The organism is Streptomyces sp. NPDC048171 (genome assembly GCF_043202655.1).
In the GTDB taxonomy this organism is placed as follows: Bacteria; Actinomycetota; Actinomycetes; order Streptomycetales; family Streptomycetaceae; genus Streptomyces.
The window spans coordinates 206,430-230,967 of the sequence record NZ_JBIDAU010000011.1 but is presented as its reverse complement, the minus strand read 5'-3'; the positions used below and the strand labels follow the sequence as shown (position 1 = coordinate 230,967).

Here is a 24,538-nt window from a genome sequence, read left to right as displayed (position 1 = left end):
AGCACACCCGTTGCCGTACGAAGGGAAAAGTCATGAACCTGTTTGACCTGCAGTCGATGGAGACCCCCAAGGAAGAGGCCATGGGGGACGTCGAGACCGGCGGCAGCCGCGCGAGCCTGCTGCTCTGCGGCGACAGCAGCCTGAGCGTCACGACCTGTAACTGACGCCGGAGTTGACCGCCGCGGCGACATGGTGAGCCGTGTCGCCCGGCACTGGCGCCCCGGGTCTCTCCCGGGGCGCCGACGCCTGCCCGCGCACCCCACGGCCCCACGGGGTGCGCGACCGGCGTCCCGGCACGGTGGGACGGACGGAAGGTCTTGGCTGGTGCGAACGAGCAGGTCCCGGGCGCGGCGGGCGCCCGATGCGCGGGACGGGACCGGCGCCGCGGGTCCCGGGCGCGCGCCGGAGGCACTGGTGCTGCTGTGCTCGGTCGCGGCCGCCCTGACGGCGGTGGCCCAGCCGGTCGTTCTCGGCCGCACACTCGACCTGATGCTGCGCGGCGGCGCCGACGACGCCGGCCCCTGGCTCGCGGCGAGCGCCGGGCTCCTCCTGGGGGAGCTGCTCCTCGACAGCCTGACCGCGCTGTTCACCGGAGGCTGCAACGCCGCATGGACGGCCTCCGTCCGCGCCCGGGCCCTCACCGGCCTGCTGGGCGCCGTTCCGGACCGCGTCCGGCCCTTCCCACCGGGGGACGTCGGCACCCGCCTGACCCTCAACGCCGCCGACGCGGGCGGCGCCCCCGCGGCCCGGGCGGCACTGGCGGCCTCGCTGGTCACCCCGCTGGGCGCCCTGGTGGCGCTGGCCTTCGTCGACGTGTGGGTGGCGGCCTGCGTGTGCGCCGGTCTGCCCGCCCTGGCCCTGGTGCTGCGGACCTTCGCCCGCGACACCGGCGCCTCGGTCGCCGCCTACCAGCGCACCCAGTCCAGGATCGCGTCGGGGCTCCTCGAGGCCCTGGAGGGCACGGCGACGATCGGCGCCGCGGGAACCGCTGACCGGGAACGCGCTCGGGTGCTGGCGCCTTTGACGGAACTCGCCGCCCAGGGCCGGGACATGTGGGCCCTGCACGGCCGGGCGCTGGGCAGGAGCGGTGTCCTGGTGCCGCTGCTGGTCCTGGTCGCCACGGGGGTCGGCGGACTGCGCCTGGCCTCCGGGGACCTGAGCGTCGGGGAGTTGCTCGCCGCCGGCCGGTACGCACAGCTCACGGCCGGCGTCGGCGGCGCGGCGTCCCTGCTGGGCGCCGTCGTGCGGGGCCGCGAGGCACGCAAACGGACCCTGGAGCTGGAACGGCTGCCCGCGCTGTCCCACGGGACGGCTCACCTGCCCCCGACCGGCACCGGCGAACTCGAACTGCGCGGTGTGCGCGTGGTCCGCGACGGCAGGGAGGTGCTGCGCGCCGACCACGTGCGCGTGCCCGGCGGCTCCACGGTGGCGGTGGTCGGCCGCAGCGGCGCGGGCAAGTCCGTCCTGGCAGCCGTGGCGGGGCGGCTGACCGACCCCGACGAGGGCCAGGTGCTGCTGGACGGTGTCCGCCTCGACCGGCTGACGCGCGAGGCGCTGCGCACCGAGGTGTCGTTCGCCTTCGAACGGCCGGCACTGAGCGAGGGCACCGTCGCCGAGGCGGTCGCCTCCGGGGCGCGGCGGGCCTCCCCCGAGGAGGTACGGCGAGCGGCCCGGGCGGCGGGGGCCGACGGCTTCGTACGCCGGCTGCCGCACGGCTACGACACCCCGCTGCCGGAGGCGCCGCTCTCCGGCGGGGAGCACCAGCGGCTCGGCCTGGCACGGGCGTTCGCGCAGGCCGGACGGCTCCTGGTGATGGACGACGCGACGTCCAGTCTGGACACCGCGACGGAACACGAGGTCGACCTCGCCCTGCGCCGCTCGGTGCGGCCCGGGACCAGGCTCGTGATCGCGCACCGCCCGTCGGTGGCGGCCCGGGCCGATCTGGTGCTGTGGCTGGAGGAGGGGAGCGTGCGGGCCGTCGGGACGCACCACGACCTGTGGCGGACGGAGGACTACCGGGCCGTCTTCGGCGCCGCCGGCGCCACGGTCCCGGCGCCGCGCGTGGGGTCCGCCCGCCGACCCGGGGCGGACCACGGGGCCGAACTCGGCTCCGAACCCGCTTCCGAACCCGCCTCCGAGTCCGCTTCCGAGCCCGAGGAGGCACGGTCGTGACGTCAGCGTCCGCCGGGGACCCCCGCGCGCCCGCACCGGCCGACGACGGGTCGGGGGCGCTGCGCCGTGTCGTCCCGCCGGCGCGCCGCTTCCTCGCCCGGCGCAAGGGCGTGCTGGTCCGGCTCGGGCTCTGGTCGCTGGTGGAGTCGGCGCAGGCGTTCCTGGTGGGGTTCGCGGTCGCCCACGCCGTCGACGAGGGTTTTCTCGCCGGTGACACGCGCCGGGGGCTGCTGTGGCTCGCGGCCGCCCTGGTGGCCGTACTGTCCGGCGCTCCGGTCGTGCGAGGGGTGTTCGCGCAGCTCGCCGGGTTGACGGAGCCGCTGCGGGACGCACTGGTGCGGCGGGCGGTGGACCGGTCCATGGCCCTGGCGGCCCTCGGCGGGCCCGGCGGGACGGACCGGGCGGCCGTCTCCCGGCTGACCAACCAGGTCGAGATCGCCCGGGACAGCTTCGCCGGTCTCGTCCTCACCCTGCGCTCGTTCGTCTTCACCGCCGCGGGAGCCCTGATCGGCCTGCTCTCCCTGCATCCGGCGCTGCTCGTGGTGGTCCTGCCGCCACTGGCGGCCGGCCTCGCGCTGTTCCTGGCGACCCTGCGGCCCATGGCGGCGGCCCAACGCCGCGCCCTGGCCGCCGACGAGGCACTCGGTGACCACGCGACCCGCTCACGCGCCGCCCTGCGGGACCTCACCGCCTGCGGGACCGGGCCCGAGACGGAGCGGCGCGGCGCGGAACTGGTCGCCGAGGCCGCCGCGACGGCCCGGGTCCTGGCCCGCTGGGCGGCGGTGCGCACGACGGCGCTCGGCGTCGCGGGCAACCTGCCCGTGCTCGCGCTGCTCGTGGCGGTGCCGTGGCTGCGCGGGCGGGGCGTGACGGCGGGAGCGCTGCTCGGCGCGTTCACCTATCTCGTGCAGTCCCTGCTGCCCGCCCTGCACACGCTGATGACCGCCCTGGGCGCGGCGGGCGCCCGGCTGCTCGTCGTCCTCGACCGGATCCTCGGCCCCGGGCCGGTGCGGGAGGCCGCACCCGCGTCCGCCGCCCGCGCACCCGCACCCGGCGGACCCCCGGCTCCCGGCGCCCGGCCGGCCCCGGCGGTGGAACTGCGGTCGGTCACCCTCTCCTACGGCGTCCGCGCGGAGCCGGTGCTCGACTCACTCGACCTGTGCGTCGCCCGGGGCGAGCACCTCGCCGTCGTCGGACCGAGCGGCATCGGCAAGTCGACCCTCACCCGCCTCGTCGCGGGAACACTCGCGCCGAGCGGCGGGGAAGTCCGGGTGTCCGGCCGAGCGGTGACCGGACGCGCCGCCGCCGAACTCGCCGCCCTGCGCACGCTGGTCCCGCAGGAGGCGTACGTCTTCACCGGCACCGTCGGCGACAACCTCGCCTATCTCCGCCCGGACGCGGACCGGGCGGACCTCGACGCCGCCGTCCGGGAACTCGGGCTGCGGCCGCTGGTCGAGCGCCTGGGCGGGCTCGACGGTCCGGTGCGGCCCGCCGAACTGACCCACGCGGAGCGGCAACTCGTCGCGCTGGCCCGCGCGTACCTCTCGCCCGCCCCCCTGCTGCTGCTCGACGAGGCCACCTGCCACCTCGACCCGGCCGCGGAGGCCCACGCGGAGGAGGCCCTGGCCCGGCGGCCGGGCACGCTGGTGGTGGTGGCGCACCGTCTGTCGTCGGCGGTCCGGGCCGACCGGGTGCTGGTGCTGGACGGCGTGGCCGCGGTCTGCGGCACCCACGAGGAGGTGCTGGAACGGTCGCCGCTCTACCGCGACCTGACGGGCCACTGGCACGGAGAGCCGCTGCGGCGGCCGTGACGGCGGACGTCCGTGCGGGACACGGCCGGCGGACGGCGCGGCCGCGTCACGTCCAGCCGGCGCTCTGGACGATGCGTATCGCGTCGACCCGGTTGCGGGCGCCCACCTTCCGGATGGCCGTCGCCATGTAGTTGCGGACCGTTCCCCGCGACAGGTGCAGCCGGGCGGCGATCTCGGCGATCGGCGCTCCCTGGGAGGCCAGGGACAGCACGCCCAGTTCGCGGGTGGTCAGCGGCATCTCCGCGCCCTTCAGCAAAGCCACGGTGAGGGTCTCGTCCAGGAAGCGCTCCCCCTTGGCCACGGTGTGCACCGCCGTGATCAGCCGGTGCGCCGGGGCGTTCTTGTCCACCAGCCCGAGCGCGCCCCCCTCGAACGCCCGGCGCAGCACCCCCGGCCGCTTGGCGGTGGTCAGGACGACGAGCCGGTCCCCGTACCGGCCCCGCAGGCGCTCGCCCCGGGCTTCGTCCGGTCCCTGAAGGCACTCGCCGTCCACGACGCACACGTCCGCCGGTAACGCCTCGGTGTCCGGTGCCTCGTTGTCCGGACACAGCGCCGAGACCTCCAGCGTGTCGTCGGATCTGAGCAGTTGTGCCAACGCCGACCGCAGTAGTGCCTCGTCGTGCACCACGACCGTACGGACCATCTCCCCCACCCCTTGTCTCGGCCCGTCCGGTTCGGACAGCCGATAGTCACTCGTCCCCGCGCCACGAGGCCATCTGCCCTGATCCGTGCGGGTGGAACACGGAGCGTACGCACGTGCGAACGACACCCGAGTCAATCCGCCGTTGTCGGCGCCCCGTCAGGGGCGGAACAGCGGCCTCCGTCCGGGCCAACAAGGCGGAGAACACACCCATCCGCACCGGGTTCCACTCCGTAGGGAATCCGGCCGTCCGCCCTGTTGGGCGCGCCACCGGCCCTGTCATCCTGGCCACGGTGGCACACCACCCCCACGGGGCCGCCCCGCCCGCGAAACCGGCCGGGTCGAACGGACGTCCGTTCGGGTGGGAGTCGGCTGGAAAACGTCGTTGTGCAATCTGGCGCGAAATCCACCGCCCCGTTCGGGTGTTTCCCTTGACCGCCCGGACGAGGAGGTGCGCGCGGGGGGCTGTCGGTGGGTGCCCCTAGTCTTTCGCCAACGTCGCAGCGGGGCGCGCCGATCCGGGCCGCCGGAGGCGCTGTGCCGTGTTCCCGGCAGCGGAGAGGCGAAGGACCCATGGGGTGGCTGGCAGCGGGCGACGAGTACGAGGTCGCCCTGGTGGAGGGCCGGGTGGTGGCCCGCTCGGCGGTGGCGAAGTCCGCGGACGGGCGGGAGGGGAAGCGGGAGAGGTCCCTGCCGGAGGAGATCCGGGACCGGCCCGAAGTGCTCGAACTCCAGCGGTTCGCCGAATGGCTCGACCGGCACGCCGCCGAGTGCGCCGCCCAGGTCGACCGGTGGATGGTGTCCACGCTGCCGGTGCCGACGGGACTGCTGGGACGGGTCTGGCCCGACGAGGCGTGGCGGGCGGCACTTCAGGACATCGTTGTCGTCGGCGACCACCCCGACGAGACCGGATTCCTGCGCGACGCCGCCGAGTCGGGCGAACTGCGGCTGGTCGGCCCGGACGGCGCGACCGTCCGCCTGAGATCGCGCACGGTGACCATGCCCCACCCCGTCCTCCTGCCCCGGCTGGAGGAACTGCGCCGGTTCGCGGCCGAGTCGGGCCTGGTCCAGGGCGTCGAGCAGATCCATCGCCGTACCTGGACCCGGCCCGGCGGGAGCGGTACCACGGCCCACCACGTCACCGAGTTCGCCGGCGCCGAGTACCGCTCGTGGTTCCACCTCTCCGCCCGCGCCACCTCCCTCGGCTACCAGGTCTCCGGCAGCAGCGTCGTGGACCGGATCCGGGACGCCGGACGGGTCGTCACCGCCTCCGTCGGCATGAGCGACCCCTTCACCGAGGAGAAGGCCTGGACCGGCGGCCTGGCCTGGAGCGTCGAGGACGGCCGACGGTACCTCCCCCTCGCCGAGATCGGCCCCGTGGCCTGGTCCGAAGGCATGCGTATGGCAGCCGCCCTGCACGCCGGCCGCACCGCGCCCACGGACGGCACCCGGTGAACGGCACGGCGGTACGCACCTCCAGGAAAGGCACGAGAGCATGAGCGACGGCACCACTGAGGGCGGAACGACGGCGGAGGTGGCGGAACTGCTCCGGGCCGGAGCCGTCCTGCCGCCGGGCACCACCGGGGGCGGCGACCGGGCGGTGCCCGTCTTCACCCGGGCCTACCGCCATCCGGGCCTGGACGGCCGGACCGTCGTGCGGCTGATCGCCGAGGACCCGTCCGGGGACACCGGCGCCCCCTTCCTCGGACTCAGGCCCGAGGGCGGACCGGTGGAGGTCGGCATCGGGCAGCACCGGGCCATGGGCTTCCCCGAATGGGTCCTGGTCCGGCATCCCTCGGACGGCCATCTGGCCATGTCCCTGGTCGAGGAGATGAAGAAGGTCGCACGGACGGTGCGCTCCCGCGCCAAGAAGGCACGCGCCACGTACGAGTCGATCGGCGAGCGCCTCGCCGGCTCCGTGCCGCACTTCCTGCCGACCTTCTACGAGGAGGCCGGCCGGGTGTTCCTGGCCGCCGGGGAGCGGTCGTACGCCGCCCAGATGTTCGTCAACGCGCGCAAGGCCGAGACGGCGTACGCGCTGCCGTTCGACGAGGCCCGCATGGACGCGGTGTTCCTGGAGTTTGCCCTGGCCGACGCCGTGCCGACCAAGGTCCTGTCCGGATACGCCAAGGGGCTGTCCTCCCGGGTGCCGGCCGCGACCGCGTTCCGGCACCTGCGCGGTCTGTTCACGCGGCTCGCGGCGCACGGGCTGCCGCCGTCCAGCCCGGGCGCGGCCGACCTGCGCCGGCTCGCGAAGGCGGCCGCGGGCGGGAACGCGCGGGCGGAGGAGATCGCCTACCTGCGCGAGATGCTGTCGCTGCCCGGCACCGTCAAGGCACCGCCCGGCTGGTGGAAGGCCCACCGGGCCGCGCTCCTCGAACTGGCGGGGCGGGAGCCCGCCGTGCGCGGCACCCTGCTGGGACTGCTGCCCGCGGAGTGGGAGCGGGAGGACCTGCCCCAGTGGCTGGAACTGCTGGAGAAGTCCGGCGCCACCGCCGGACTCCGCGACGCCGCACGGCCCGCCGAGGAGCGTTCCCCCGACGGCACGGCAGGGTGGGCGCGCAGGTTCCTCGCACGGTGCGGCGCCGACAGCCGGTCCCTGGCCCCGGCGGAGCTGTACCCGCTCGTCGACCGCATGGCCGGCCCGCTCCGCGCCGAACTCAAGTCTTACGGCGCCGCGTTGCCGCCTCCGGTCGGCGACGTCGACCTCCTCGACCAGCTCCTGGCCCTGCGGATACCCGTCGCGGACCCCGAGAGCGGCTCCGGGCTCGGACTGAAGGCATGGGCGGCCCGCGACGAGCGGCGCGACCTGCTCGCCCTGGCGGCAGACCCGCGGTTCCACGCGGCCTTCCGGGCCGGCTGCCCGGCCCATGAGCACAGCGACGACGACCGGCGAACCGTCACTGTCCTCGCCGAGTCGCCCGGCGGGCGCCCCCTGCTCGCCGAGTGGGTGGCCGAGGTGAGCCGCCGGTATCTCACCGCCGAACTGGGCGGCTTCACCGGGTACCTGGAGCCCCTCACCACACTGAGGTGGCTGCCCGGCGAGGTCCTGGCCACCGCCGGGCAGGCGGTACGCGAAGCGCTGGCCCCCGGCATGGCCCCGGCGCTGGCCCGCACCCTGAGCACCGGCATCCTGGACGAACTGGGCTGGCCCGCCTGGGACGAGGCGGTCGGCTCGCCCGAACCCCCGGAGGCGGCGCGCAAGACGATGGTGGGTGAGGCATGGCCCCACCTCATCCTCCTCAAGGGCACCCACGCCCGCGTGATCGACGCACAGGGCACGGTACTCGGCCACGAACTGCGCCTCCCGGACGGGGCGGACCGCTGGCGTCCCGACGTCCGCTACGTGGACGGCGGCCTGCTCGTCACCTGGTACAGCTTCTCCACGTCCGGCTCGCACGGCTACTGGCACGACGGCGACCCCTCGTCACCGACGGCGGTGGACGGCGACGTCCGCTACTCCCAGGCCTGCCAGGCGGACGGGAGCGGCGGGAGCGGAGGGGGCAACGGCCTGCCACCCGCCTCCCTCCCGCTCCCGGAGGGCGGCCGGACCACCGGCCAGGGCATCCTGCGGCGGGGAGACACCCACGTCCCGTCCGGGCGGCCGGTGATCGGCGACGGTACCTCGTACTGGGTGTGGATCAAGGACTGGTCCGACGAGACCAACAGCGCGTGGCACGCGTACGACCCGTACGGCGCCGCCGTGGGTGAGCGCGCCGTGCCGGACTGGTTCGCCGAGGGGCTGCGTACCGCGCCGGAGGGCAGCACCCTCGGCACCGCCTGGCTGCTGCCCGACCCGGCCGCGGTGCCCGGCCCGGTGGGCGCGCCGGTCGACGGGGTGCTCGGCTGGCGGGTGATCAGGCTGCCCGACGGTTCGCGGCGGGGCGAGGACCTGGCCGGGCGGTCGGTCGTCGTACCGCCCGGCGTGGGGAAGGACCCGGAGCACGCGCTGGTCTTCCCCGGCACCGACCGGCCGGTGACCGTGCTGCGGTGGTCGGGCACCGACATCCGGCTGCTCGACGGCGACGGCAAGGTCCTCGCCGAGGTCACGCGCGGCCACACGGCCGGACCGTTCAGCGCGGGCACCGCCCTGCTGCCGCCCCTGCGCTACTGGCACCTGCTCCGGCCCCGCGACCCGCAGGGCTCCGCGGCACTGCGCCGGGTCGGCGAGGACACCGCGGCCGAACTGCTCGCGGCGGCGGTCGCGGAGACGCCCGGGGACGAGTCCGGCGACCGGGACGTGCTGCCGGGCCTGATCCGCGGCCTGCTGCCGCAGGTCGGCCACGAGGCGCTGCGCGCGGGCATCGCCGGTGTGACGCGGTACGCCGCCGAGCTGCAGGGCGTCCTCGACGCCGCGCGCGCCCGGCTCGACGCCGCCGTGGCGGGCGACGCCCCGCGGGAGGAGCCGGCCGCCGTCGGCGACCTCCTGCTGGCATCCGCGTTGAACGGTGTCGGCCTCACCGACGGCGAGCGCCGCTGGTACTACGACTTCGACCACCACCTCTTCGAACTGCCGGGCCTGCTCGCCCCGTCCGCGCGGGGCGAGGCGGAACCGGCGCCCGAGGGCCGGGTCCACCCCGACCTGCCCGGACAGCCGTCGCTCGATCGCCTCAACGCACTGGCCCTGCCGCACCTCCCGGCCGTCGTAGCCCTGCGGGCCGGCACCGAGGTCACCGTGCCGGAGCACCGGGAGGCACTGGAGGCGTTCCTCGCGGAACTGGACGCGCGGCAGCTCACGGAACTGGACCCGGGCCACTGGCGCCGTGTCCGTCTGTGCCTGGACGGAAGCCTGTTCACCGGGCCCGACGCTGTCAAGGGCCACACCAGGGCCACCGTGCTCGACCTGGCCGACGGCGCGTTCCTCGTCTTCCCCGACCGCTGGTACCGGTTCGTCCAGGAGTACGGCGCGCACGAGATCCCCGGCCGGCACTACGGCGCCCTCCACCACGACCCGGCCGGCAGATTCGAGACACCGGCCCCGTACACCGCGGTCTCCCAGGAGCCCTTCGTGCCGGAGCCGATCCGGGCGCCCGGCTGGGCCGCCGCCTTCCGCGCCACGCTCGCGGAGCGCGGTCCCGCACCCTGGTACCCGGCGGCCGCCGAGGAGTTCGCCCGGCTCACCGGCGTCACCCCGACCATGGCCAGGCTGGTGGTCGCCGGGCTGCCCGTGATCGACGACGTACGGCAGGCCGTACCCTCCGCGACGCTGAAGGCGATCGGCGTGAAGTCGGCCGACGCCCGGGTGGCCAAGGACGAGCTGAGGGCCCTCGACGCGGGCGCCCGGCAGGCCGTCGTGGCGGCGCTGCTGCCCGCCGGCCCGGCCCGGCTGTGGACCCACGGCCCCGACGCCACCCGCGCGGCCGAGGTCTGGAACGAGCGGCTGGGCCGGCGCACCCCCGTCCCGGAGGAGGTGCTGCACGATGCGGTCCGCACCGTGGAGCCCGTGGGCTGGGCGCCGGCCGCCGCGCTGCGCGGCTTCGTCGACCCGGCCACCGAACCCCGGCTGACCGAGGACCTGACCTGGAGCTTCGGCCGCTACTACCTGCAATCGGCCGAGCGGACACCCGGTTTCGACGGAGGGGTCCTCAAGGGCGCGGTGGCGATGGCCGCGTGGCTCGCCCACCGGCTCCCGTCCGGCGACCCGGTCCGGGCCACCCTGCCCGGCGTACTGACCGCGCTGCGCGCCCGGCTGGCCGCTCCCGGGCTGCTGATCGGCCTGGAGCGGAAGGCCGACTGGCAGGCGTTCCGGCGAGCCGCGGGCGAACCGGAGGAGACCGGCCCGGACTTCGTCCGCCACGGCGCCGTCGTGCTCGGCACCGAGCGGCTGGAGTCCGCGCCCGTGCCCGCCCTCCGCCCGGCGCTGCTCGGCGCGGCCGGCGACGACCCGCACCTGGCGGCACTGTCCGGCGGCGGACGCCCCAACGCGCAGGAGACCGCCCTGCGTCTGGTCCACGACGGACCCTTCGCCGAACTGCTCGCCGACCCCGGCAACCCGGTGGCCGGCGAGCGCGACGCAGACGGCCTCTGGTGGCCGCAGGACCCGGCCCGGTCCGTGCCCGGCCTGGTCGCCGAGGCGGCCGCACGGCACGGCATCGGCGAGGACGCCGCCGTCCTCTACCTGATGCTGCTCGCCATGCCGGACCCCACCGACCGCAACACCGCGCGCTGGACCGGCTGGGGGGACCGGCGCGGGGGCGCCGCGCGGCTGCGGGCGGCCCGCGCCGAACTCGCGGACACCGGCCTCGTACTGGAGGGCAGCCGCGCCAAGGCCGGACGCTCGCTGTTCCTGCCCGGCGGCTGGACCCGGCTCGCGAACCCGCACCTCCCGCTGGAGCGGTGGAAGCTGCCGCTGTACGGCCTGCTCGACGGCGAGTCGCCCGTCCTGGGCGTCGTCGTCCCCGCCCGGCCCGTGGCCGACGTGTACCGCGAGGCGTGGCGGCGGGTCGTGGCCGGGCAGGGCCCGAGGCCGGAGGACATGGAGGTGCCGCGACCGCGCGGGCGCCGGCGCTGAGGCGGGCCGGGGCGCTGCCGCCCAACGGCGTCAGCGCTCCAGCTCCTTGTGCGCCGTCTCCGGCAGCCGCAGGTACACCAGCGAGGACAGCAGGCACAGGACGGCGACGTACCAGGGGAACAGCCCGGAATGGCCCAGGTCCTTGAAGAGCGTGCCCACGTAGGGCGCCGTCCCGCCGAACAGGGCGACCGTGAGCGAGTAGGGGAAACCGATCCCTGCCGCCCGCACCCGAGGCGGGAAGATCTCCGCGTTCACCGCGGCGCTGATGGAGGTGAAACCGGTCAGCAGGATCATCCCGGCGCACTGCACCAGCAGCAGGACGGCGAAGGAGTCCCGCAGGGAGTGCAGCAGCGGCACGCTCAGCAGGGCGAAACCCACGCCGAAGAAGAGCAGCGGGGGGCGGCGCCCGAAGCGGTCGGAGAGCATGCCGCCCACCGGCTGGAGCAGCGCGAAGAAGGCCAGCGAGACGGTGCCCGCCAGCAGCGCGTCCGACTTGGCGAGGCCCGTGTTGAGTTCGGCGTACGTCGGCAGGTACGACGTCCAGGTGTAGTAGGCGATGGTGCCGCCCGCCGTGATGCCGCAGATCAGCAGCGACTCGCGCGGATGGCGCCGCAGCGCCTCGAACAGGCCGGGTCGCGGGGCCTGCCGCTGCTCCTCGCTGCGGGTCTCCTGCGCGCCCTGCCGGATCCAGAAGCCGACCAGACTGAGCACCGCCCCGAGGACGAAGGGGACGCGCCAGCCCCAGCCGTTCATCCGCTCCTCGCTCAGCGTGTTCACCAGCACCGTCGCGACACCGGAGGCGACGAGCTGCCCGGCCGTCGTCGAGACGTACTGGAAGCTGGAGAACAGGCCGCGCCGCCCCGGTCCCGCCGACTCCACCAGGAAGGTCGTCGAGGCCGCGAACTCGCCGCCCACCGAGAGCCCCTGGAGCAGCCGTGCGACCACCAGTACCACCGGGGCCAGCAGCCCGGCCGCCGCGTAGGTCGGGGTCAGGCCGACCAGCAGGCTGCTGCCGCCCATGAGCAGGATGGTGACCGTCAGCGCGGCGCGCCGTCCGCGCCGGTCGGCGATCGCCCCCATCAGCAGCCCGCCCACTGGCCGCATGAAGAAGCCCACGGCGAACACCGCGAACGTCGACAGCAGCGGCACCAGCGAGTTGTCCGCGCTCTCGGGAAAGACCTGGTCCGCGATGTAGGTGGCCAGGAAGGTGTACGCGTACCAGTCGTACCACTCCACGGCGTTGCCGACGGAGGCGGCGAGGAGCTGGCGGACGGGCCGTCGGGCCGGGGGTGCTTCCGTGTGCATGCCTGTCATGATCGCGACCATCCCCGGGTGACCGGCCCGGCACACCTCACGTACCGGCGACTTTCACACCAGCGCCACCGGACCCTTCCCTGACGTTTGCTGCTCCTGGAACACTCCTTTCGCGCGCAATCCGTCATCATCCGGCACCGTCCCGGCCGGTTGAACCCCCCGAGGCGAGAGGTCTCCCACCCCCATGCCAGACGTCAACCGCCGCAGGTTCCTCCAACTCGCGGGCGCCACCTCCGCGTTCAGTGCGCTGTCCGCGAGCATCGAGCGGGCCGCGGCGCTCCCGGCGAACCACCGTTCCGGGACGATCGAGGATGTCGAGCACATCGTCGTCCTGATGCAGGAGAACCGTTCCTTCGACCACTACTTCGGCAAGCTGCGCGGTGTCCGCGGCTTCGGCGACCCGCACCCCGTGGCCCTGGGCAACGGAAAGTCGGTGTGGCACCAGCCGGGCAGCGACGGCAAGGAGGTGCTGCCGTTCCACCCGGAGGCCGACGACCTCGGCATGCAGTTCCTCGAAGGGCTCCCGCACGGCTGGTCCGACGGCCAGGACGCCTACCACGACGCGAAGTACGACCGGTGGCTGCCGGCCAAGGGCACCACCACCATGGCGTACCTGACCCGCGAGGACATCCCCTTCCACTACGCGCTCGCCGACACCTTCACCGTCTGCGACGCCTACCACTGCTCCTTCATCGGCTCCACCGACCCCAACCGCTACTACCTGTGGTCGGGTCACACGGGCAACGACGGCACCGGCGGCGGGCCGGTCCTCGGCAATGACGAACTGGGCTACGACTGGACCACGTACCCCGAGCGGCTGGAGGCGGCCGGGATCTCCTGGAAGATCTACCAGGACATCGGCGACGGCCTGGACGCGGCCGGCCACTGGGGCTGGATCGACGACGCCTACCGGGGCAACTACGGCGACAACTCGCTGCTGTACTTCAACAAGTACCGCAACGCGAAGCCCGGCGACCCCCTGTACGACAAGGCGCGCACCGGCACCGACGCGAAGAGCGGCGAGGGGTACTTCGACCGGCTCCGCGCCGACGTCAAGGCGGACCGGCTGCCGAAGGTCTCCTGGATCGCCGCGCCCGAGGCGTTCTCCGAGCACTCCAACTGGCCGTCCAACTACGGCGCCTGGTACATCTCCCAGGTCCTGGACGCGCTCACCGCCAACCCGGCGGTCTGGGCGAAGACCGCGCTGTTCATCACGTACGACGAGAACGACGGCTTCTTCGACCACCTGGTGCCGCCGCTGCCGCCGAAGTCCGCCGCGCAGGGCCGGTCCACCGTCGACGTCTCCCTCGACGTCTTCCGGGGCAGCGCCAGTCACCGCGAGGGCTTCTACGGGCTCGGCCCGCGCGTGCCCATGCTGGTCGTCTCGCCCTGGAGCAAGGGCGGATACGTCTGCTCCGAGACCTTCGACCACACCTCGGTCATCCGGTTCATGGAACGCCGCTTCGGTGTGCGCGAACCCCAGATCTCGCCGTGGCGGCGGGCCATCTGCGGTGACCTGACCAGCGCCTTCGACTTCTCGCGCAAGGACAGCCGCCCGGCCGCCCTGCCGGACACCGACGCCTACGAGCCGCCGGACCGCGAACGCCATCCCGACTACCGTCCGACGCCGCCCGCGGACCCGGACATGCCCCGCCAGGAGCGCGGCCGGCGCCCCACCCGACCGCTGCGCTACGCCCCGCACGTGGACGGCGCCGTGGACGCCGCGGCCGGGAAGTTCACGCTCACCTTCGCCTCCGGCGCCGCGGCCGGTGCCGCCTTCCTCATCACCTCCGGCAACCGCACCGACGGCCCCTGGACGTACACCACCGAGGCCGGCAAGTCCCTCGCGGACACCTGGAACTCGGCGTACTCGAAGGGCTCCTACGACCTGACCGTGCACGGCCCCAACGGCTTCCTGCGCGTCTTCAAGGGCCCCAACAAGGCCGCGGGACCCGAGGCCACCGCCCGGCACACCGGCGACGACGTCCGGCTGACCCTCACCAACGGCGGGACCTCGGTGGTCCGGCTGAAGGTCGAGAACGCCTACGGCGGCCGGAGCAAGACCCTCACCGTGCGTCCCGGCACCACCGTGCGCCACACCGTCGACTTGGAGCGGAGCGGGCGCTGGTACGACCTGACCGTCACCTCCGACTCCGATCCGGCGTTCCTGCGCCGCTTCTGCGGCCACGTGGAGAACGGCCGCCCCGGGGTGAGCGACCCGGCCCTCGTCACGGACTGACGACGACCGGCCTCAGAGCCGGCTGAGGTGCCCCGGCCCCGGCCCCGGCCACGGCGCCTGGGCCCTGGCCTCCGTCCCGCGTCCGGCTCGGCGGATGGCGCGGGCGGGGGCGGGCCGGGAGATGCCACGGGCGCCCATGGGCAGCCCGGCGCTCGTCGCCGACCGACCCGACCCGGCCTCAGAGCCGCGTGAGGTGCCCCGGCCCCGGCTGCCGGGGCACCAGTGTCGCCGTCGCGTCCGATGCGGGGGCCCCGGCACGGGTGTCGGGCGGGTGCGGTGTCGCGCGGCTCAGGTGGATCACGCCCCAGGCGGCCAGTGCCGCGCCGGTCAGGGCCAGGAGTATGCCGCCCGGGCCGCCGCGCAGCCGCTCGCCGAGCAGGGAGAGTCCGATCACCGCCGCGGCCACCGGATTGGCCAGCGTCACCACGGCGAGGGGAGCGCCCAGGCCGCCCCGGTACGCGGTCTGCGACAGCATCAGGCCGCCCGCCGCGAAGGCCGCCACCAGTACCGCCACCCCGACGACCTGCACGCTGAGCAGCGGGTCCGAGCGGTCCGTGACGGCGACCGTGACCGTCTGGGTGAGCGCAGAGGCGACCCCTGAGGCGATACCGGACGCCGATGCGTGCCGCAGCCCCGGCCGGGTGCCGGGCCGGGCCAGCACCCCGATCAGCGCGGCCGTCGCGCCGGACACCGCCAGCGCCTCGGCCACGCTCAGGGAGTCGTCGGGCGCGGGCCCCGACGCGGTGAGCAGCAGCGCGCCCAGCCCCAGCAGGGTCAGCCCGGTGCCCCGCCACTCGACGGCACTCACTCGCCGGCCCGCCAGCCGCGCCCCGAGGGGCACCGCCGCGACCAGGGTGAGCGCCCCGAGCGGTTGCACCACGGTGAGGGGCCCGTACCGCAGGGCCACGACGTGCAGCAGGGCGGCCGACGCGTTGAGCGCGACCGACCACCACCAGGCACCGGACGCCAGCAGCCGGAGCGCCCCCGCCCCGGCGCCGCGCCGGGCCAGCCGTTCCTGGGCGACGGCCGCGCCGGCGTAGGCGCACGCGGAGACCAGGGACAGCAGGACGGCGACGAGAGCGGCGTTCACCGGGCCGCCCCGACCAGCTCGGGCCCGGCCGCGGCCCGGCGCCGCGGCTGTGCCCGGCGCTGCGGCAGCGCGCACCGCCGCCGGTGCGGCGGGCGCAGCACCGCGAGCGCCAGACCGAGCAGCGCCGTGGCCGCGACCACGTCCAGCCAGTAGTGGTTCGCGGTGCCAACGATCACCAGCAGGGTCAGCAGCGGATGCAGCAGCCACAGCCACCGCAGCCGTGACCGGGTCGCGACGACCAGGCCGACCGCCACCATCAGCGCCCAGCCGAAATGCAGCGACGGCATCGCCGCGAACTGGTTCGACAACTCGTCCGTGGCCGGCGGCCCGTACACCGAGGGGCCGTACACCCGGGCCGTGTCGACCATCCCGGCGGCGGCCAGCATGCGCGGGGGAGCGAGCGGGAACAGCAGGTGCAGCACCAGCGCCGCACCGGTCACGGCGGCCAGCACCCGGCGCGCCCACACGTAGTGCGCGGGCCGTCGCAGGTAGAGCCAGACCAGGAAGGCCACCGTGGCCGGGAAGTGCACGGCGGCGTAGTAGGTGTTCGCCGACTGGACCAGCGCGTCGCCGTGCAGGAGCAGGGACTGCACCGAGCCCTCGTCGGGCAGCCGCAGCGCGCGTTCCCCGTCCCACACCCGACGGGCGTTGCGGAAGGCATCCGCCGTGTGCCCCGTCGCCAGCTGCCGGCCGAACTTGTACACGAGGAAGAGCCCGGCCACGAGCAGCAGCTCACGGACGAGCGGCGGGCGCGCGGGCGTGCCCCGCCCCGCCTGTGGGGGCTCCGCTCTGGCGGGCTCGCTGCGGGCGTTCATCCCCCGGCCTCTCATCGATACGACCTCGTTCCGATACGACAGTGTACCGATACGCTCGGGTACCGGTACACTGGCGTATCGATAGACACTCGAGGCACACTCGAGACGCACCGGACGAGGAGCAGGGACCATGACGTCGCAGGCCGCGGACCGACCGGAACAGGTCGTCGCCTCGCGCCGCTCCAAGATCACGCCGGAGCGTGAGCAGGAGTTCTTCGACGCCGTGCTCGAACAGATCCGGGCCTGCGGGTACGACGCCGTCACCATGGAGGGCATCGCCGCCAGCACCAGGTGCAGCAAGTCCACGCTCTACCGGCAGTGGAAGACCAAACCCCAGTTCGTGGCCGCCGCCCTGCGCTCCCACCGGCGGGTGCGCTTCGCCGGCATCGACAGCGGATCGCTCGCCGAGGACCTGCGCCAGGCGGCCCGCATCGCGGGGGAGTGGTCCGGCAAGGACACCCTGCTCCAGGCGCTCGGGCACGCGGTCATGCAGGACCCGGAGCTCCAGCGCGCGCTGCGCGAGGCGCTGGTGGAACCGGAGATCGCCGCGCTCCGGGAGATCCTGCGACGCGGGGTCGAGCGCGGCGAGGTCGACGCGGACCATCCGGCCCTGGAGTACGTGCCGGCGCAGATGTTCGGCGTGCTGCGGATGCGGCCCGTCGTCGAGGGCGAGTACGCCGACGCGGAGTACCTCGTCCGATTCGTGGAGGCCGTCGTGCTCCCGGCGCTCGGCCTCCCCTGAGACCCAGGCCGCCGTCCATGGGATGACTGGACGGTGGTCTGCCCGCGCCGCACCGTGGGGACGGGGGCGGCGCGCACCCCCGGCCGGGCCGGGGCGCCCTCTGAGCGGAGGGGCGCCCCGCCCGGCCGATCACCGTGCGGGCCGGGTCCGGTCAGACGTCCTGCCCGTTGCCGCCTCCCGCGGCGCCCGCCTCGATGCCCTTGGTGATCTCGTCGAGCACGGCCTGCTTCTCCCCGACGTCGACGCCGAAGCGGACGACGACGATGCGCTCGGGATCGGCCGGCGAGGGGAAGGCGAGCGACTGGACGTACCCGTCGGCGCCCTTGGCCGTCACCGCCTGCCAGCGGACCAGGTAGCCCTTCTGCCCGGCGACCGTGACCGCCTTGGACGCCAGTTCCTTGTGCGAGGTGATCCCGCCGTAGGACTTGCCGCCGTAGGATTCCTCGGCGTTCGCCTCGATGTCGGCCTTCGCGACCTCCTCCGCGGTGTCGCCCTCGGTGCGCAGCACCATCGCCGGGGCCGAGTAGGCGCCGCCCTTGGTGCAGTTCGCGGAGGAGTCGCCGGGGCACTTGTAGCTGTCGTCGGACGTCACCGACGCGCCGACCTCCAACTGCTGCCCGGACCAGCCGTCCGGGATGGGCAGGGTGATCCCGCTCAGCCGGTCCGGCACCGACCCGCTGTCGATCGTCGGCGGCTCCGACTCGCCCGGCGAGTCCGGCGCGGGCGACTCGCCGCCCCCGCCGTCGCCCCCGCGCGAGTCGCCGAAGGGGCCGTCCTCGCCGCCGGGGCCGCGCCGGTCCTGCTGCGAGGACCCCGCGCTGTCGCCGTCCGATCCGTCACCGGCCAGCGCGTACACACCGACACCGATGCCGGCCAGCACCGCCACCGCCGCCGCGACGGCTATGCCGGTGGTCAGCCGGCGCCGCCGCGCGGAGGGCGGCTGCACGGGCATGCCCGGATAACCCTGGTGCACGGGGTACGGCCCCGGCGCCGCGCCCGGCGCCGGCGGCTGCGCGGGAGGGGCCCACGCGGCCTCCTGCCCGGCGGGGCGGACCTGGTCCGTCCACGCCTTGCCGTCCCACCAGCGTTCGGTGGCGGGACCGTCCTGCTTCTGTCCGGGGTCCGGGTACCACCCGGGGGGAGTCACCTGCGTCATGTGCCCACCGTATGAGGCGTCGGTGAAAGCCGGATGAGAGGCCCGGCGACGATGTCCGCCGCCGGCCGTCCGCCGACCCGTCACCGCCCCGCGGCGGCGACGGGTTGACGCCGCCCGCCGGGCGCCGCCGCAGATGACGGGCCCGGCACGTCGTCCGGGCTTTACCCCAAGTCACCCGTCACGGCAACTGCTCGCCGGACCACGCACCACGTGCCCGGCCGTAGGGCTAGGCTCAGTGCTCGTACGTCATTCGGGCGACTTGGGGAGGTAGCGGGATGACGGAGGTACGGCGGGCGGTCGCCGCCTCGGCCTCCCTCTGGGAGCGCGACGAGGAAGTCGCCACCATCACGAGGGCGGTCCACACCCTCCACGCCGACCGCTCGTCCCCCGGCCTGCTGCTGGAGGCGCGCGGCGAGGCCGGAGTGGGCAAGAGCGCGCTGCTCGCCGAGACCCGCCGCATCGCCGAGGGGCTCGGCTGCACCGTCTGGTCGGCACGCGGCGGCGAGACCCTCAGGTCCGTCCCCTTCAACGTCGTACGCCAACTCCTGCAGCCCGCGCTGGTGTCGATGCTGCCCGAGGAGGCCCGCGAGTACCTCGGCGACTGGTACGACATCGCGGGCCCCGCCCTCGGCATAGCGGACCCCGGCGAGCGGCAGGCCGACCCGCAGGGCGTGTGCGACGGCCTGGTCGCCGCCGTGCGCCGCCTCGCCCGCCGGGAGTGGCCGCTGGTGCTGCTGATCGACGACGCCCACTGGGCCGACCAGGAGACCCTGCGCTGGCTCGCCGCGCTCGCCGGCCGGCTCGACGAGACCTCGGTGCTGATCGTCCTCGCCCGCCGCCCCGGAGACGTGAGTGGCGACAGCGCCCGCCACCTCGACGAGGCCGCCGCGGTGGGCCGGCCCCTCGCCCCGCTGAACGCCCTCACCCCCGACGCGACGGCCGGACTGACCCGCGCCACACTGGGGGCCCACGCCGACGCCGCGTTCTGCCGCGAGGTGTGGGCCGTCACCGGCGGCAACCCCTACGAGACCGTCGAACTCCTCGCCAAGGTCCGGGACAGCGAGTTGCAGCCGGTCGAGGCGGAGGCCGCCGAGCTGCGCGCCCTGAACCGCTCCGCGCGGGGCGGCGGACTCGTCGCCCGCCTGGAACAACTCGGCGTCGACTCCACCCGGTTCGCCTGGGCCGCGGCCATCCTCGGCGGCGGCATCACCGTCGACATGGTGGCCCGCCTCGCCACCCTCGACCGCGCCGACGCCGCCCGCTGCGCCGAGCTGCTGTCCGACGCCCGCATCCTCGCCGCCGTCGACCCCGCACCCGGCCAACCGGGCGACGGCGACCTGGAGTTCGTCCATCCACTGATCGCCACCGCCGTCTACAACTCCATCCCCGACGCGCTGCGCACGGCGATGCACGGCATAGCGGCCCAACTGGTCACCGACACCGGTCTCGGCGCCGCGGCCGCCTCCCGCCACCTGCTCCAGGTCTATCCCGACGACGACCAGGAAGTCGTCGGGCAACTGCGCGAAGCCGCCCGGGAGCACCTGGCCGTCGGCGCCCCGGACGCGGCCCGCCGCTGCCTGGAACGCGCGCTGCTGGAGCCGCCGTTGCCCGACACCCACGCGCGGGTGCTCTTCGAGCTGGGCTGCGCCACCCTGCTCACCGCGCCCGCCACCACCATCGGCCACCTGCGCACCGCGCTCGCCATGCCGGGACTCGACGGCGAGCAGCGCGTCGACGCCGTCTTCCGGCTCTCCCAGGCCCTGCTCCACAACGACCAGCTGGAGGAGGCCGTCCGCACCGTCGAGGCGGAGGCCGCCCGCAACCCGGACCCGTCGGCGCGGCTGCGGCTCCAGGCCGTCCAGTACATGTGGGAGGGCATCCACGCGGGCGAGACGTCCTCGCCCCGCCGCTCCGCCCGCCTCGCCGAACTCGCCGCCACCTGCACCGGCCGCGACAACGCCGAACGCGCCCTGCTCATCCTGCGCGGCTTCGACGCGATGACGCACGGCGAGAGCGCCGAGGAGGTCGTAGAACTCTGCGACCGGGCCCTGGTCAACGGCCGCCTCGCACCCGGGCTCGGCTGGACCGACACCGAGTGGGGCCTGGAACTGCCCATGATGCTGGCCAGCTCCTACGCCTACGCCGACCGGCTCGACCGCGCCGAGGCACTGTTCACCGAGGCCCTGCGCGCCTACGAGACGGCCGGCTGGAGCGGCGGTCACCTCTCCCTCGCGCACGCCTACGTCGGCCTCGGCCACCGCAGGCGAGGACGCCTCAGGGAGGCCGAGACGTCGCTGCGCGAATCCCTGCGCATCGCCGAACGCGTCGGCCGCGGACTGCCGTTGTACTGGTCGGCGATCTGCAACCTGATCGACACCCTGCTCGCCCGCGGCCACGTCGCCGAGGCCCGCACCCTCGCCGACCAGTACGACTTCGCCCCGCCCTACCCGTCGACGATCGTGCTGCCCGACCCCCGCTCCGTGCGCGGCCGGCTGCTGCTGGCGACCGGCCGCACCGAGGAGGGCGTGGGCGAGCTGGAGGCCGCCGAGAAGGCCGCCGCCGCCCGCGGCCGGCACAACCCCGTGGTGGTGCCCTGGGCGACCGAACTGGCCCGCGCCCTCGCCACCGAGGACCCCGGCCGCGCCGCCCGGCTGGCCAGTGACGCCCGCCGCCAGGCCGAGCGCTTCGGCACGGACACCGCCATAGGAGAGGCCCTGCGCTGCGCCGCCGCGCTGGAGACCGGTCAGCGCGCGGTCCGGCTCGCCGCCCAGGCCGTCACCTACCTGGAGGCCTCCCCCTGCCAGTACGAACACGCCGCCGCCCGTGTGGAGTACGGCATCGCGGCCCGTTCGGCGGCCGAGCTGAACCGGGGCCTGGCGCTGGCCGACTCGTGCGGCGCCGACGGGCTGGTGGCGCGGGCCCGCGAGGCGCTGGCGGTGGTGCACGCGGGCTGACGGCCCGCCGCACCGGGGGGCCGTCAGCCCGGGGTGCCGTCCTCCTCGGCGAGCACCCGCTGGGCCGTCGCGAACGCCGAGTTCGCCGCCGGCACCCCGCAGTACACCGCCGTCTGGAGCAGCACCGCACCGATCTCGTCCGGCGTCAGCCCGTTGCGCCGGGCCGCCCGTACGTGCATGGCCAGCTCCTCGTAGTGGCCGTGCGCGACCAGCGCGGTCAGCGTGACCAGGCTGCGCTCGCGCCGGGACAGCGTCTCGTCGGTCCAGATCTCGCCCCACGCGTAGCGCGAGATGAAGTCCTGGAAGCGGGCGGTGAACGGGGACTGGCGGGCCTGTGCCCGGTCCACGTGCGCGTCGCCCAGCACCTCGCGCCGCACCGCCATGCCCCGCCGGGCGTCGCCGTCGAGATGCGCCCGCAGGGCGGTCAGCACCGCCTCCGGACGCTCGGCCGGCGCCAGGTGCGAGGCGCCGGGGATCTCCGTCAGCGTCGCGCCCGGCACCGCGTCGGCGATCTCCCGCAGATGCGCGGGCGGCGTGGCCGGATCCTCGCGCCCGGCGATCAGCAGCGTCGGCGCGGCGATGTCGCCGAGCCGGTCCCGCAGGTCGAAGGCGGCCAGCGCGTCGCAGCAGGCGGCGTAGGCGCCGGGGTCGGCGTCCCGGTGGTCCCGGACCAGTCGCGGCACGGTGAACCCGGGGGTGAACCACCGGGCGTCCGCGCCGTCCGCCAGCCGCCCCAGCCCCTCCGCGCGCACCCGCGCGGCCCGCTCCTCCCACGGCTTCGCGCCGTTGAAGTGGGCCGACGAGCAGACGACCGCCAGCGACGACACCCGCTCCGGATGGTGCACGGCCAGGTGCAGGCCCACCGCCCCGCCCAGCGACACCCCGGCGTAGGCGAACCGTTCCACCCCGAGCGAGTCGGCGAGGGCCAGCACCAGCCCGGCGAGGTCACCGACGGTGGCGCCCGGTCCGATCAGGCCGGCCGCCGAACCGCCGTGCCCGGGCAGGTCCCAGCGGATCACCCGGTGCCCCGTGGACAGCTCGGGTGCCACCGCGTCCCACAGGGCGTACGAGGTGCCCAGCGAGGGCCCGAGCAGCAGCGGGGGTGCGGAGGCAGGGCCTTCGGCCAGGTGGTCCAGCATGGTCAACGTCGCTCCAGAGCACGGTCGGTCAGGGCTCCCGCGGAGCCGGTGTAGCGGACGGGGTCGGTGAGGGCGTCGAGGTCCAGGTCCCGCAACTCCGGTACCTCGGCGAGCAGTTCACCCAGGGGCCGGTCCTCGGCATACGTGCGCGCCGCCAGCTCGGTGAGCAGCGCCCTGGCGCGGGACCGCCCGAGCACCGGCGTCAGTTCGGCGGCGAGCCGCTCGGACACGATCAGCCCGTGGGTGAGGCCGAGGTGCGCGCGCATCACGTCCGGCCGCACCCGGAGCCCCTCGGCCAGTTCGGCGGCGTCCCGGGCCGCGCCGCCGGCCAGCCGCAGCAGGTCGCGCAGCGGCTCCCACTCGGCGTGCCAGGCGCCCGCCGGACGCTCGTCCTCGGCGGTCAGCGAGCCGTACAGCACCGCCGCGAGCTGCGGCGCGCGCCGGGCCGCCGCCGCGATCAGCGTGGACCGTACGGGGTTGGCCTTGTGCGGCATCGCCGAGGAGCCGCCGCCCCCGCCCTCGGCGACCTCGCCGATCTCGGTGCGGGAGAGCGTCAGCACGTCGGCGGCGATCTTCCCGAGGGCCCCCGCGGCGAAGGCGAGGGCACCGGCCAGGTCGGCGACCGGGGTGCGCAGCGTGTGCCACGGCAGCAGCGGTGCCCGCAGGCCCAGTTCGCGGGCGTACGCGGCGGGGAGCGCCGTCGGGTCCGGCGCCCCGTACGCCCCGAAGGCGGCCAGGGTGCCCGCCGCGCCGGCGAGCTGCGCGGGCAGGGTGTCGCGCACGGCGGCGACGCGGTCCCGCGCGTCCAGGACCAGCGCGCGCCATCCGGCCGCCTTCAGCCCGAAGGTCGTCGGCACGGCGTGCTGGGTGAGCGTCCGGCCCGGCATCGCCGTGTCCCGGTGCTCGGCGGCCAGCGCGGCCAGCGCGCGTTCCGTACGCGTGAGATCGGGGAGCAGCAGGTCCAGGGTGCGGGCGGCGACCAGCATCGTCGCCGTGTCCATGATGTCCTGGCTGGTCGCACCCCGGTGGACGTACGGCCCGTACTCCTCACCGACCGCCCCGGTCAGGTCGGCCACCAGGGGGATGACCGGGTTTCCGCCGCCGCGGGCGCGTTCGGCCAGGGAGCCCACGTCGAACCGGGCCGGATCACCGGCGGCCTCCGTCACCGCGGCCGCCGCCCCGGCGGGCGCCAGTCCCAGCGCGGCCTGGGCGCGGGTCAGGGCCGCCTCCGCGTCCAGCAGGGCCCGCAGATACGCGCGGTCGCCGGTCGCCGACGCGACCGGCGAGCCCGCCCCGCCGGGGGCGAGCAGGCTCGTGTCGGTGTCGCCGGGATCCGCGGGTGATGTCACTGGAACTCCAGGAAGACCGTCTCGCCCTCGCCCTGAAGGCGGATGTCGAAACGGTACGTCCCACGGCCCTCGTCCACCGCGACCAGCGTGTCGCGGCGCTCCGCCGGCACCCGGCCCAGCAGCGGGTCGGCGGCGAGCAGCGCCTGGTCGTCCGGCAGGTAGATCCGGGTGTACAGGTGCACGAGGAGTCCGCGCGCGAAGACGCACACGCTGACGCAGGGCGCGCTCCGCCCGCGTGCCCCGGGCCGCAGTGTCCGCGCGTACCAGTGGCCGTTCGCGTCGGTCTGGATCCGGCCGAAGCCGGTGAACTCCACCCCGTTGCGGCCCAGGAAGCCGCCGGAGGCGGGGTCGCGCCGCATGGAGCCGTCGGCGGTCGGCGTCCTGCCCTCGGTGTCCGGAGCCCACAGCTCCACGAGCGCGTCCGGCAGCGGGGCGCCCTCCCCGTCGTACACGTACCCGTGCACGGTGATCGTGTCCGGATGGCCGGCCGGCGCGATGTCCTCGCCGCCGGGGAAGGGCAGCGCGTACCCGTAGAACGGGCCGACCGTGTGCGACGGAGTGGGCAGGACCTGCCCCGGCTCGCTGGTGTCGATCTTCGTCATGGGG

General features: G+C 75.2%; 16 protein-coding genes. 8 read left to right on the top strand and 8 right to left on the bottom strand.

Annotated elements, in window-relative coordinates; translation table 11 throughout:
- The first annotated feature begins 32 nt into the window (after window positions 1-32).
- The 3 genes from ACGF3J_RS29970 to ACGF3J_RS29960 all read left to right on the top strand — a co-directional run bounded on the left by ACGF3J_RS29970 (window position 33) and on the right by ACGF3J_RS29960 (window position 3,983).
- On the top strand, window positions 33-164 hold the full coding sequence (locus tag ACGF3J_RS29970; protein WP_161328993.1) for a SapB/AmfS family lanthipeptide: 132 nt from the start codon (window positions 33-35) through the stop codon (window positions 162-164).
- A gap of 160 nt (window positions 165-324) precedes the next feature.
- Window positions 325-2,172, top strand: coding sequence for an ATP-binding cassette domain-containing protein (locus ACGF3J_RS29965; protein ID WP_393855172.1), 1,848 nt, complete (start codon window positions 325-327; stop codon window positions 2,170-2,172).
- Window positions 2,169-3,983 carry an ATP-binding cassette domain-containing protein gene (locus ACGF3J_RS29960; RefSeq protein ID WP_393855171.1) on the top strand — a complete coding sequence of 605 codons (1,815 nt, stop codon included), beginning with the start codon at window positions 2,169-2,171 and terminating at the stop codon, window positions 3,981-3,983. The genes ACGF3J_RS29965 and ACGF3J_RS29960 overlap by 4 nt, the downstream gene beginning before the upstream one ends.
- A 46-nt stretch (window positions 3,984-4,029) precedes the next feature.
- Here the strand turns inward: ACGF3J_RS29960 and ACGF3J_RS29955 are convergent, their stop codons facing one another.
- Window positions 4,030-4,635: a response regulator transcription factor gene (locus ACGF3J_RS29955; RefSeq protein WP_161327761.1), complete on the bottom strand. Its 606-nt coding sequence runs from the start codon at window positions 4,633-4,635 to the stop codon at window positions 4,030-4,032.
- Window positions 4,636-5,196: 561 nt separating this feature from the next.
- Between ACGF3J_RS29955 and ACGF3J_RS29950 the strand changes: the two genes are divergently transcribed.
- Both ACGF3J_RS29950 and ACGF3J_RS29945 read left to right on the top strand, forming a co-directional pair.
- Complete coding sequence (locus tag ACGF3J_RS29950; RefSeq protein ID WP_161327760.1) at window positions 5,197-6,078, top strand: DUF4132 domain-containing protein; 882 nt, start codon at window positions 5,197-5,199, stop codon at window positions 6,076-6,078.
- A 40-nt stretch (window positions 6,079-6,118) separates the two neighbouring features.
- Entirely contained in the window at window positions 6,119-11,134 is a 5,016-nt protein-coding gene (locus ACGF3J_RS29945; RefSeq protein WP_393855170.1) for a DNA-binding protein, read from the top strand.
- Between the two features lie 30 nt (window positions 11,135-11,164).
- Here the strand turns inward: ACGF3J_RS29945 and ACGF3J_RS29940 are convergent, their stop codons facing one another.
- Window positions 11,165-12,460 (bottom strand): MFS transporter, encoded by a 1,296-nt coding sequence (locus ACGF3J_RS29940; RefSeq protein ID WP_161327290.1) that lies wholly within the window; start codon window positions 12,458-12,460, stop codon window positions 11,165-11,167.
- Between the two features lie 172 nt (window positions 12,461-12,632).
- Here ACGF3J_RS29940 and ACGF3J_RS29935 point away from each other — a divergent pair, with 172 nt between their 5' ends.
- Complete coding sequence (locus ACGF3J_RS29935) at window positions 12,633-14,687, top strand: phosphocholine-specific phospholipase C (RefSeq protein WP_161327289.1); 2,055 nt, start codon at window positions 12,633-12,635, stop codon at window positions 14,685-14,687.
- Between the two features lie 178 nt (window positions 14,688-14,865).
- Here ACGF3J_RS29935 and ACGF3J_RS29930 read toward each other — a convergent pair whose 3' ends face one another.
- Window positions 14,866-15,777 carry a hypothetical protein gene (locus ACGF3J_RS29930; RefSeq protein ID WP_393855169.1) on the bottom strand — a complete coding sequence of 304 codons (912 nt, stop codon included), beginning with the start codon at window positions 15,775-15,777 and terminating at the stop codon, window positions 14,866-14,868.
- Window positions 15,774-16,592 carry a phosphatase PAP2 family protein gene (locus ACGF3J_RS29925; RefSeq protein WP_393855168.1) on the bottom strand — a complete coding sequence of 273 codons (819 nt, stop codon included), beginning with the start codon at window positions 16,590-16,592 and terminating at the stop codon, window positions 15,774-15,776. Before ACGF3J_RS29925 ends, ACGF3J_RS29930 begins: the two co-directional genes overlap by 4 nt.
- Window positions 16,593-16,722: 130 nt before the next feature.
- Here ACGF3J_RS29925 and ACGF3J_RS29920 point away from each other — a divergent pair, with 130 nt between their 5' ends.
- The gene (locus tag ACGF3J_RS29920) at window positions 16,723-17,334 is read left to right on the top strand and encodes a TetR/AcrR family transcriptional regulator (protein WP_161326524.1); all 612 of its coding nucleotides are present in this window, start codon (window positions 16,723-16,725) and stop codon (window positions 17,332-17,334) included.
- 151 nt (window positions 17,335-17,485) lie between these two features.
- Here the strand turns inward: ACGF3J_RS29920 and ACGF3J_RS29915 are convergent, their stop codons facing one another.
- Complete coding sequence (locus ACGF3J_RS29915; RefSeq protein ID WP_393855167.1) at window positions 17,486-18,490, bottom strand: DUF2510 domain-containing protein; 1,005 nt, start codon at window positions 18,488-18,490, stop codon at window positions 17,486-17,488.
- 275 nt (window positions 18,491-18,765) lie between these two features.
- On the opposite strand from ACGF3J_RS29915, the gene ACGF3J_RS29910 reads away from it, so the two are divergent.
- On the top strand, window positions 18,766-21,444 hold the full coding sequence (locus ACGF3J_RS29910) for an ATP-binding protein (RefSeq protein ID WP_393855166.1): 2,679 nt from the start codon (window positions 18,766-18,768) through the stop codon (window positions 21,442-21,444).
- Window positions 21,445-21,467: 23 nt separating this feature from the next.
- On the opposite strand, the gene pcaD is transcribed toward ACGF3J_RS29910, so the two are convergent.
- From pcaD to pcaG, 3 genes are read right to left on the bottom strand one after another with little or no spacing between them, the layout of a single operon-like run.
- Complete coding sequence (gene pcaD, locus ACGF3J_RS29905) at window positions 21,468-22,583, bottom strand: 3-oxoadipate enol-lactonase (RefSeq protein WP_393855225.1); 1,116 nt, start codon at window positions 22,581-22,583, stop codon at window positions 21,468-21,470.
- A 2-nt stretch (window positions 22,584-22,585) separates the two neighbouring features.
- Window positions 22,586-23,932 carry a 3-carboxy-cis,cis-muconate cycloisomerase gene (pcaB, locus tag ACGF3J_RS29900; RefSeq protein ID WP_393855165.1) on the bottom strand — a complete coding sequence of 449 codons (1,347 nt, stop codon included), beginning with the start codon at window positions 23,930-23,932 and terminating at the stop codon, window positions 22,586-22,588.
- A complete protein-coding gene (gene pcaG, locus ACGF3J_RS29895) occupies window positions 23,929-24,534 on the bottom strand; it encodes a protocatechuate 3,4-dioxygenase subunit alpha (protein ID WP_393855164.1) in 606 nt (201 codons plus the stop codon). Before pcaG ends, pcaB begins: the two co-directional genes overlap by 4 nt.
- Window positions 24,535-24,538: the final 4 nt, after the last annotated feature.

Excerpts from the sequence above, each read along its gene's own strand:
- ACGF3J_RS29970 (WP_161328993.1), top strand. The coding sequence starts at position 33 with ATGAACCTGTTTGACCTGCAGTCGATGGAGACCCCCAAGGAAGAGGCC.
- ACGF3J_RS29950 (WP_161327760.1), top strand. The coding sequence starts at position 5,197 with ATGGGGTGGCTGGCAGCGGGCGACGAGTACGAGGTCGCCCTGGTGGAG.
- ACGF3J_RS29945 (WP_393855170.1), top strand. The coding sequence starts at position 6,119 with ATGAGCGACGGCACCACTGAGGGCGGAACGACGGCGGAGGTGGCGGAA.
- ACGF3J_RS29940 (WP_161327290.1), bottom strand. The coding sequence starts at position 12,460 with ATGGTCGCGATCATGACAGGCATGCACACGGAAGCACCCCCGGCCCGA.
- ACGF3J_RS29935 (WP_161327289.1), top strand. The coding sequence starts at position 12,633 with ATGCCAGACGTCAACCGCCGCAGGTTCCTCCAACTCGCGGGCGCCACC.
- ACGF3J_RS29925 (WP_393855168.1), bottom strand. The coding sequence starts at position 16,592 with ATGAACGCCCGCAGCGAGCCCGCCAGAGCGGAGCCCCCACAGGCGGGG.
- ACGF3J_RS29920 (WP_161326524.1), top strand. The coding sequence starts at position 16,723 with ATGACGTCGCAGGCCGCGGACCGACCGGAACAGGTCGTCGCCTCGCGC.
- ACGF3J_RS29915 (WP_393855167.1), bottom strand. The coding sequence starts at position 18,490 with ATGACGCAGGTGACTCCCCCCGGGTGGTACCCGGACCCCGGACAGAAG.
- ACGF3J_RS29910 (WP_393855166.1), top strand. The coding sequence starts at position 18,766 with ATGACGGAGGTACGGCGGGCGGTCGCCGCCTCGGCCTCCCTCTGGGAG.
- pcaD (WP_393855225.1), bottom strand. The coding sequence starts at position 22,583 with ATGCTGGACCACCTGGCCGAAGGCCCTGCCTCCGCACCCCCGCTGCTG.
- pcaG (WP_393855164.1), bottom strand. The coding sequence starts at position 24,534 with ATGACGAAGATCGACACCAGCGAGCCGGGGCAGGTCCTGCCCACTCCG.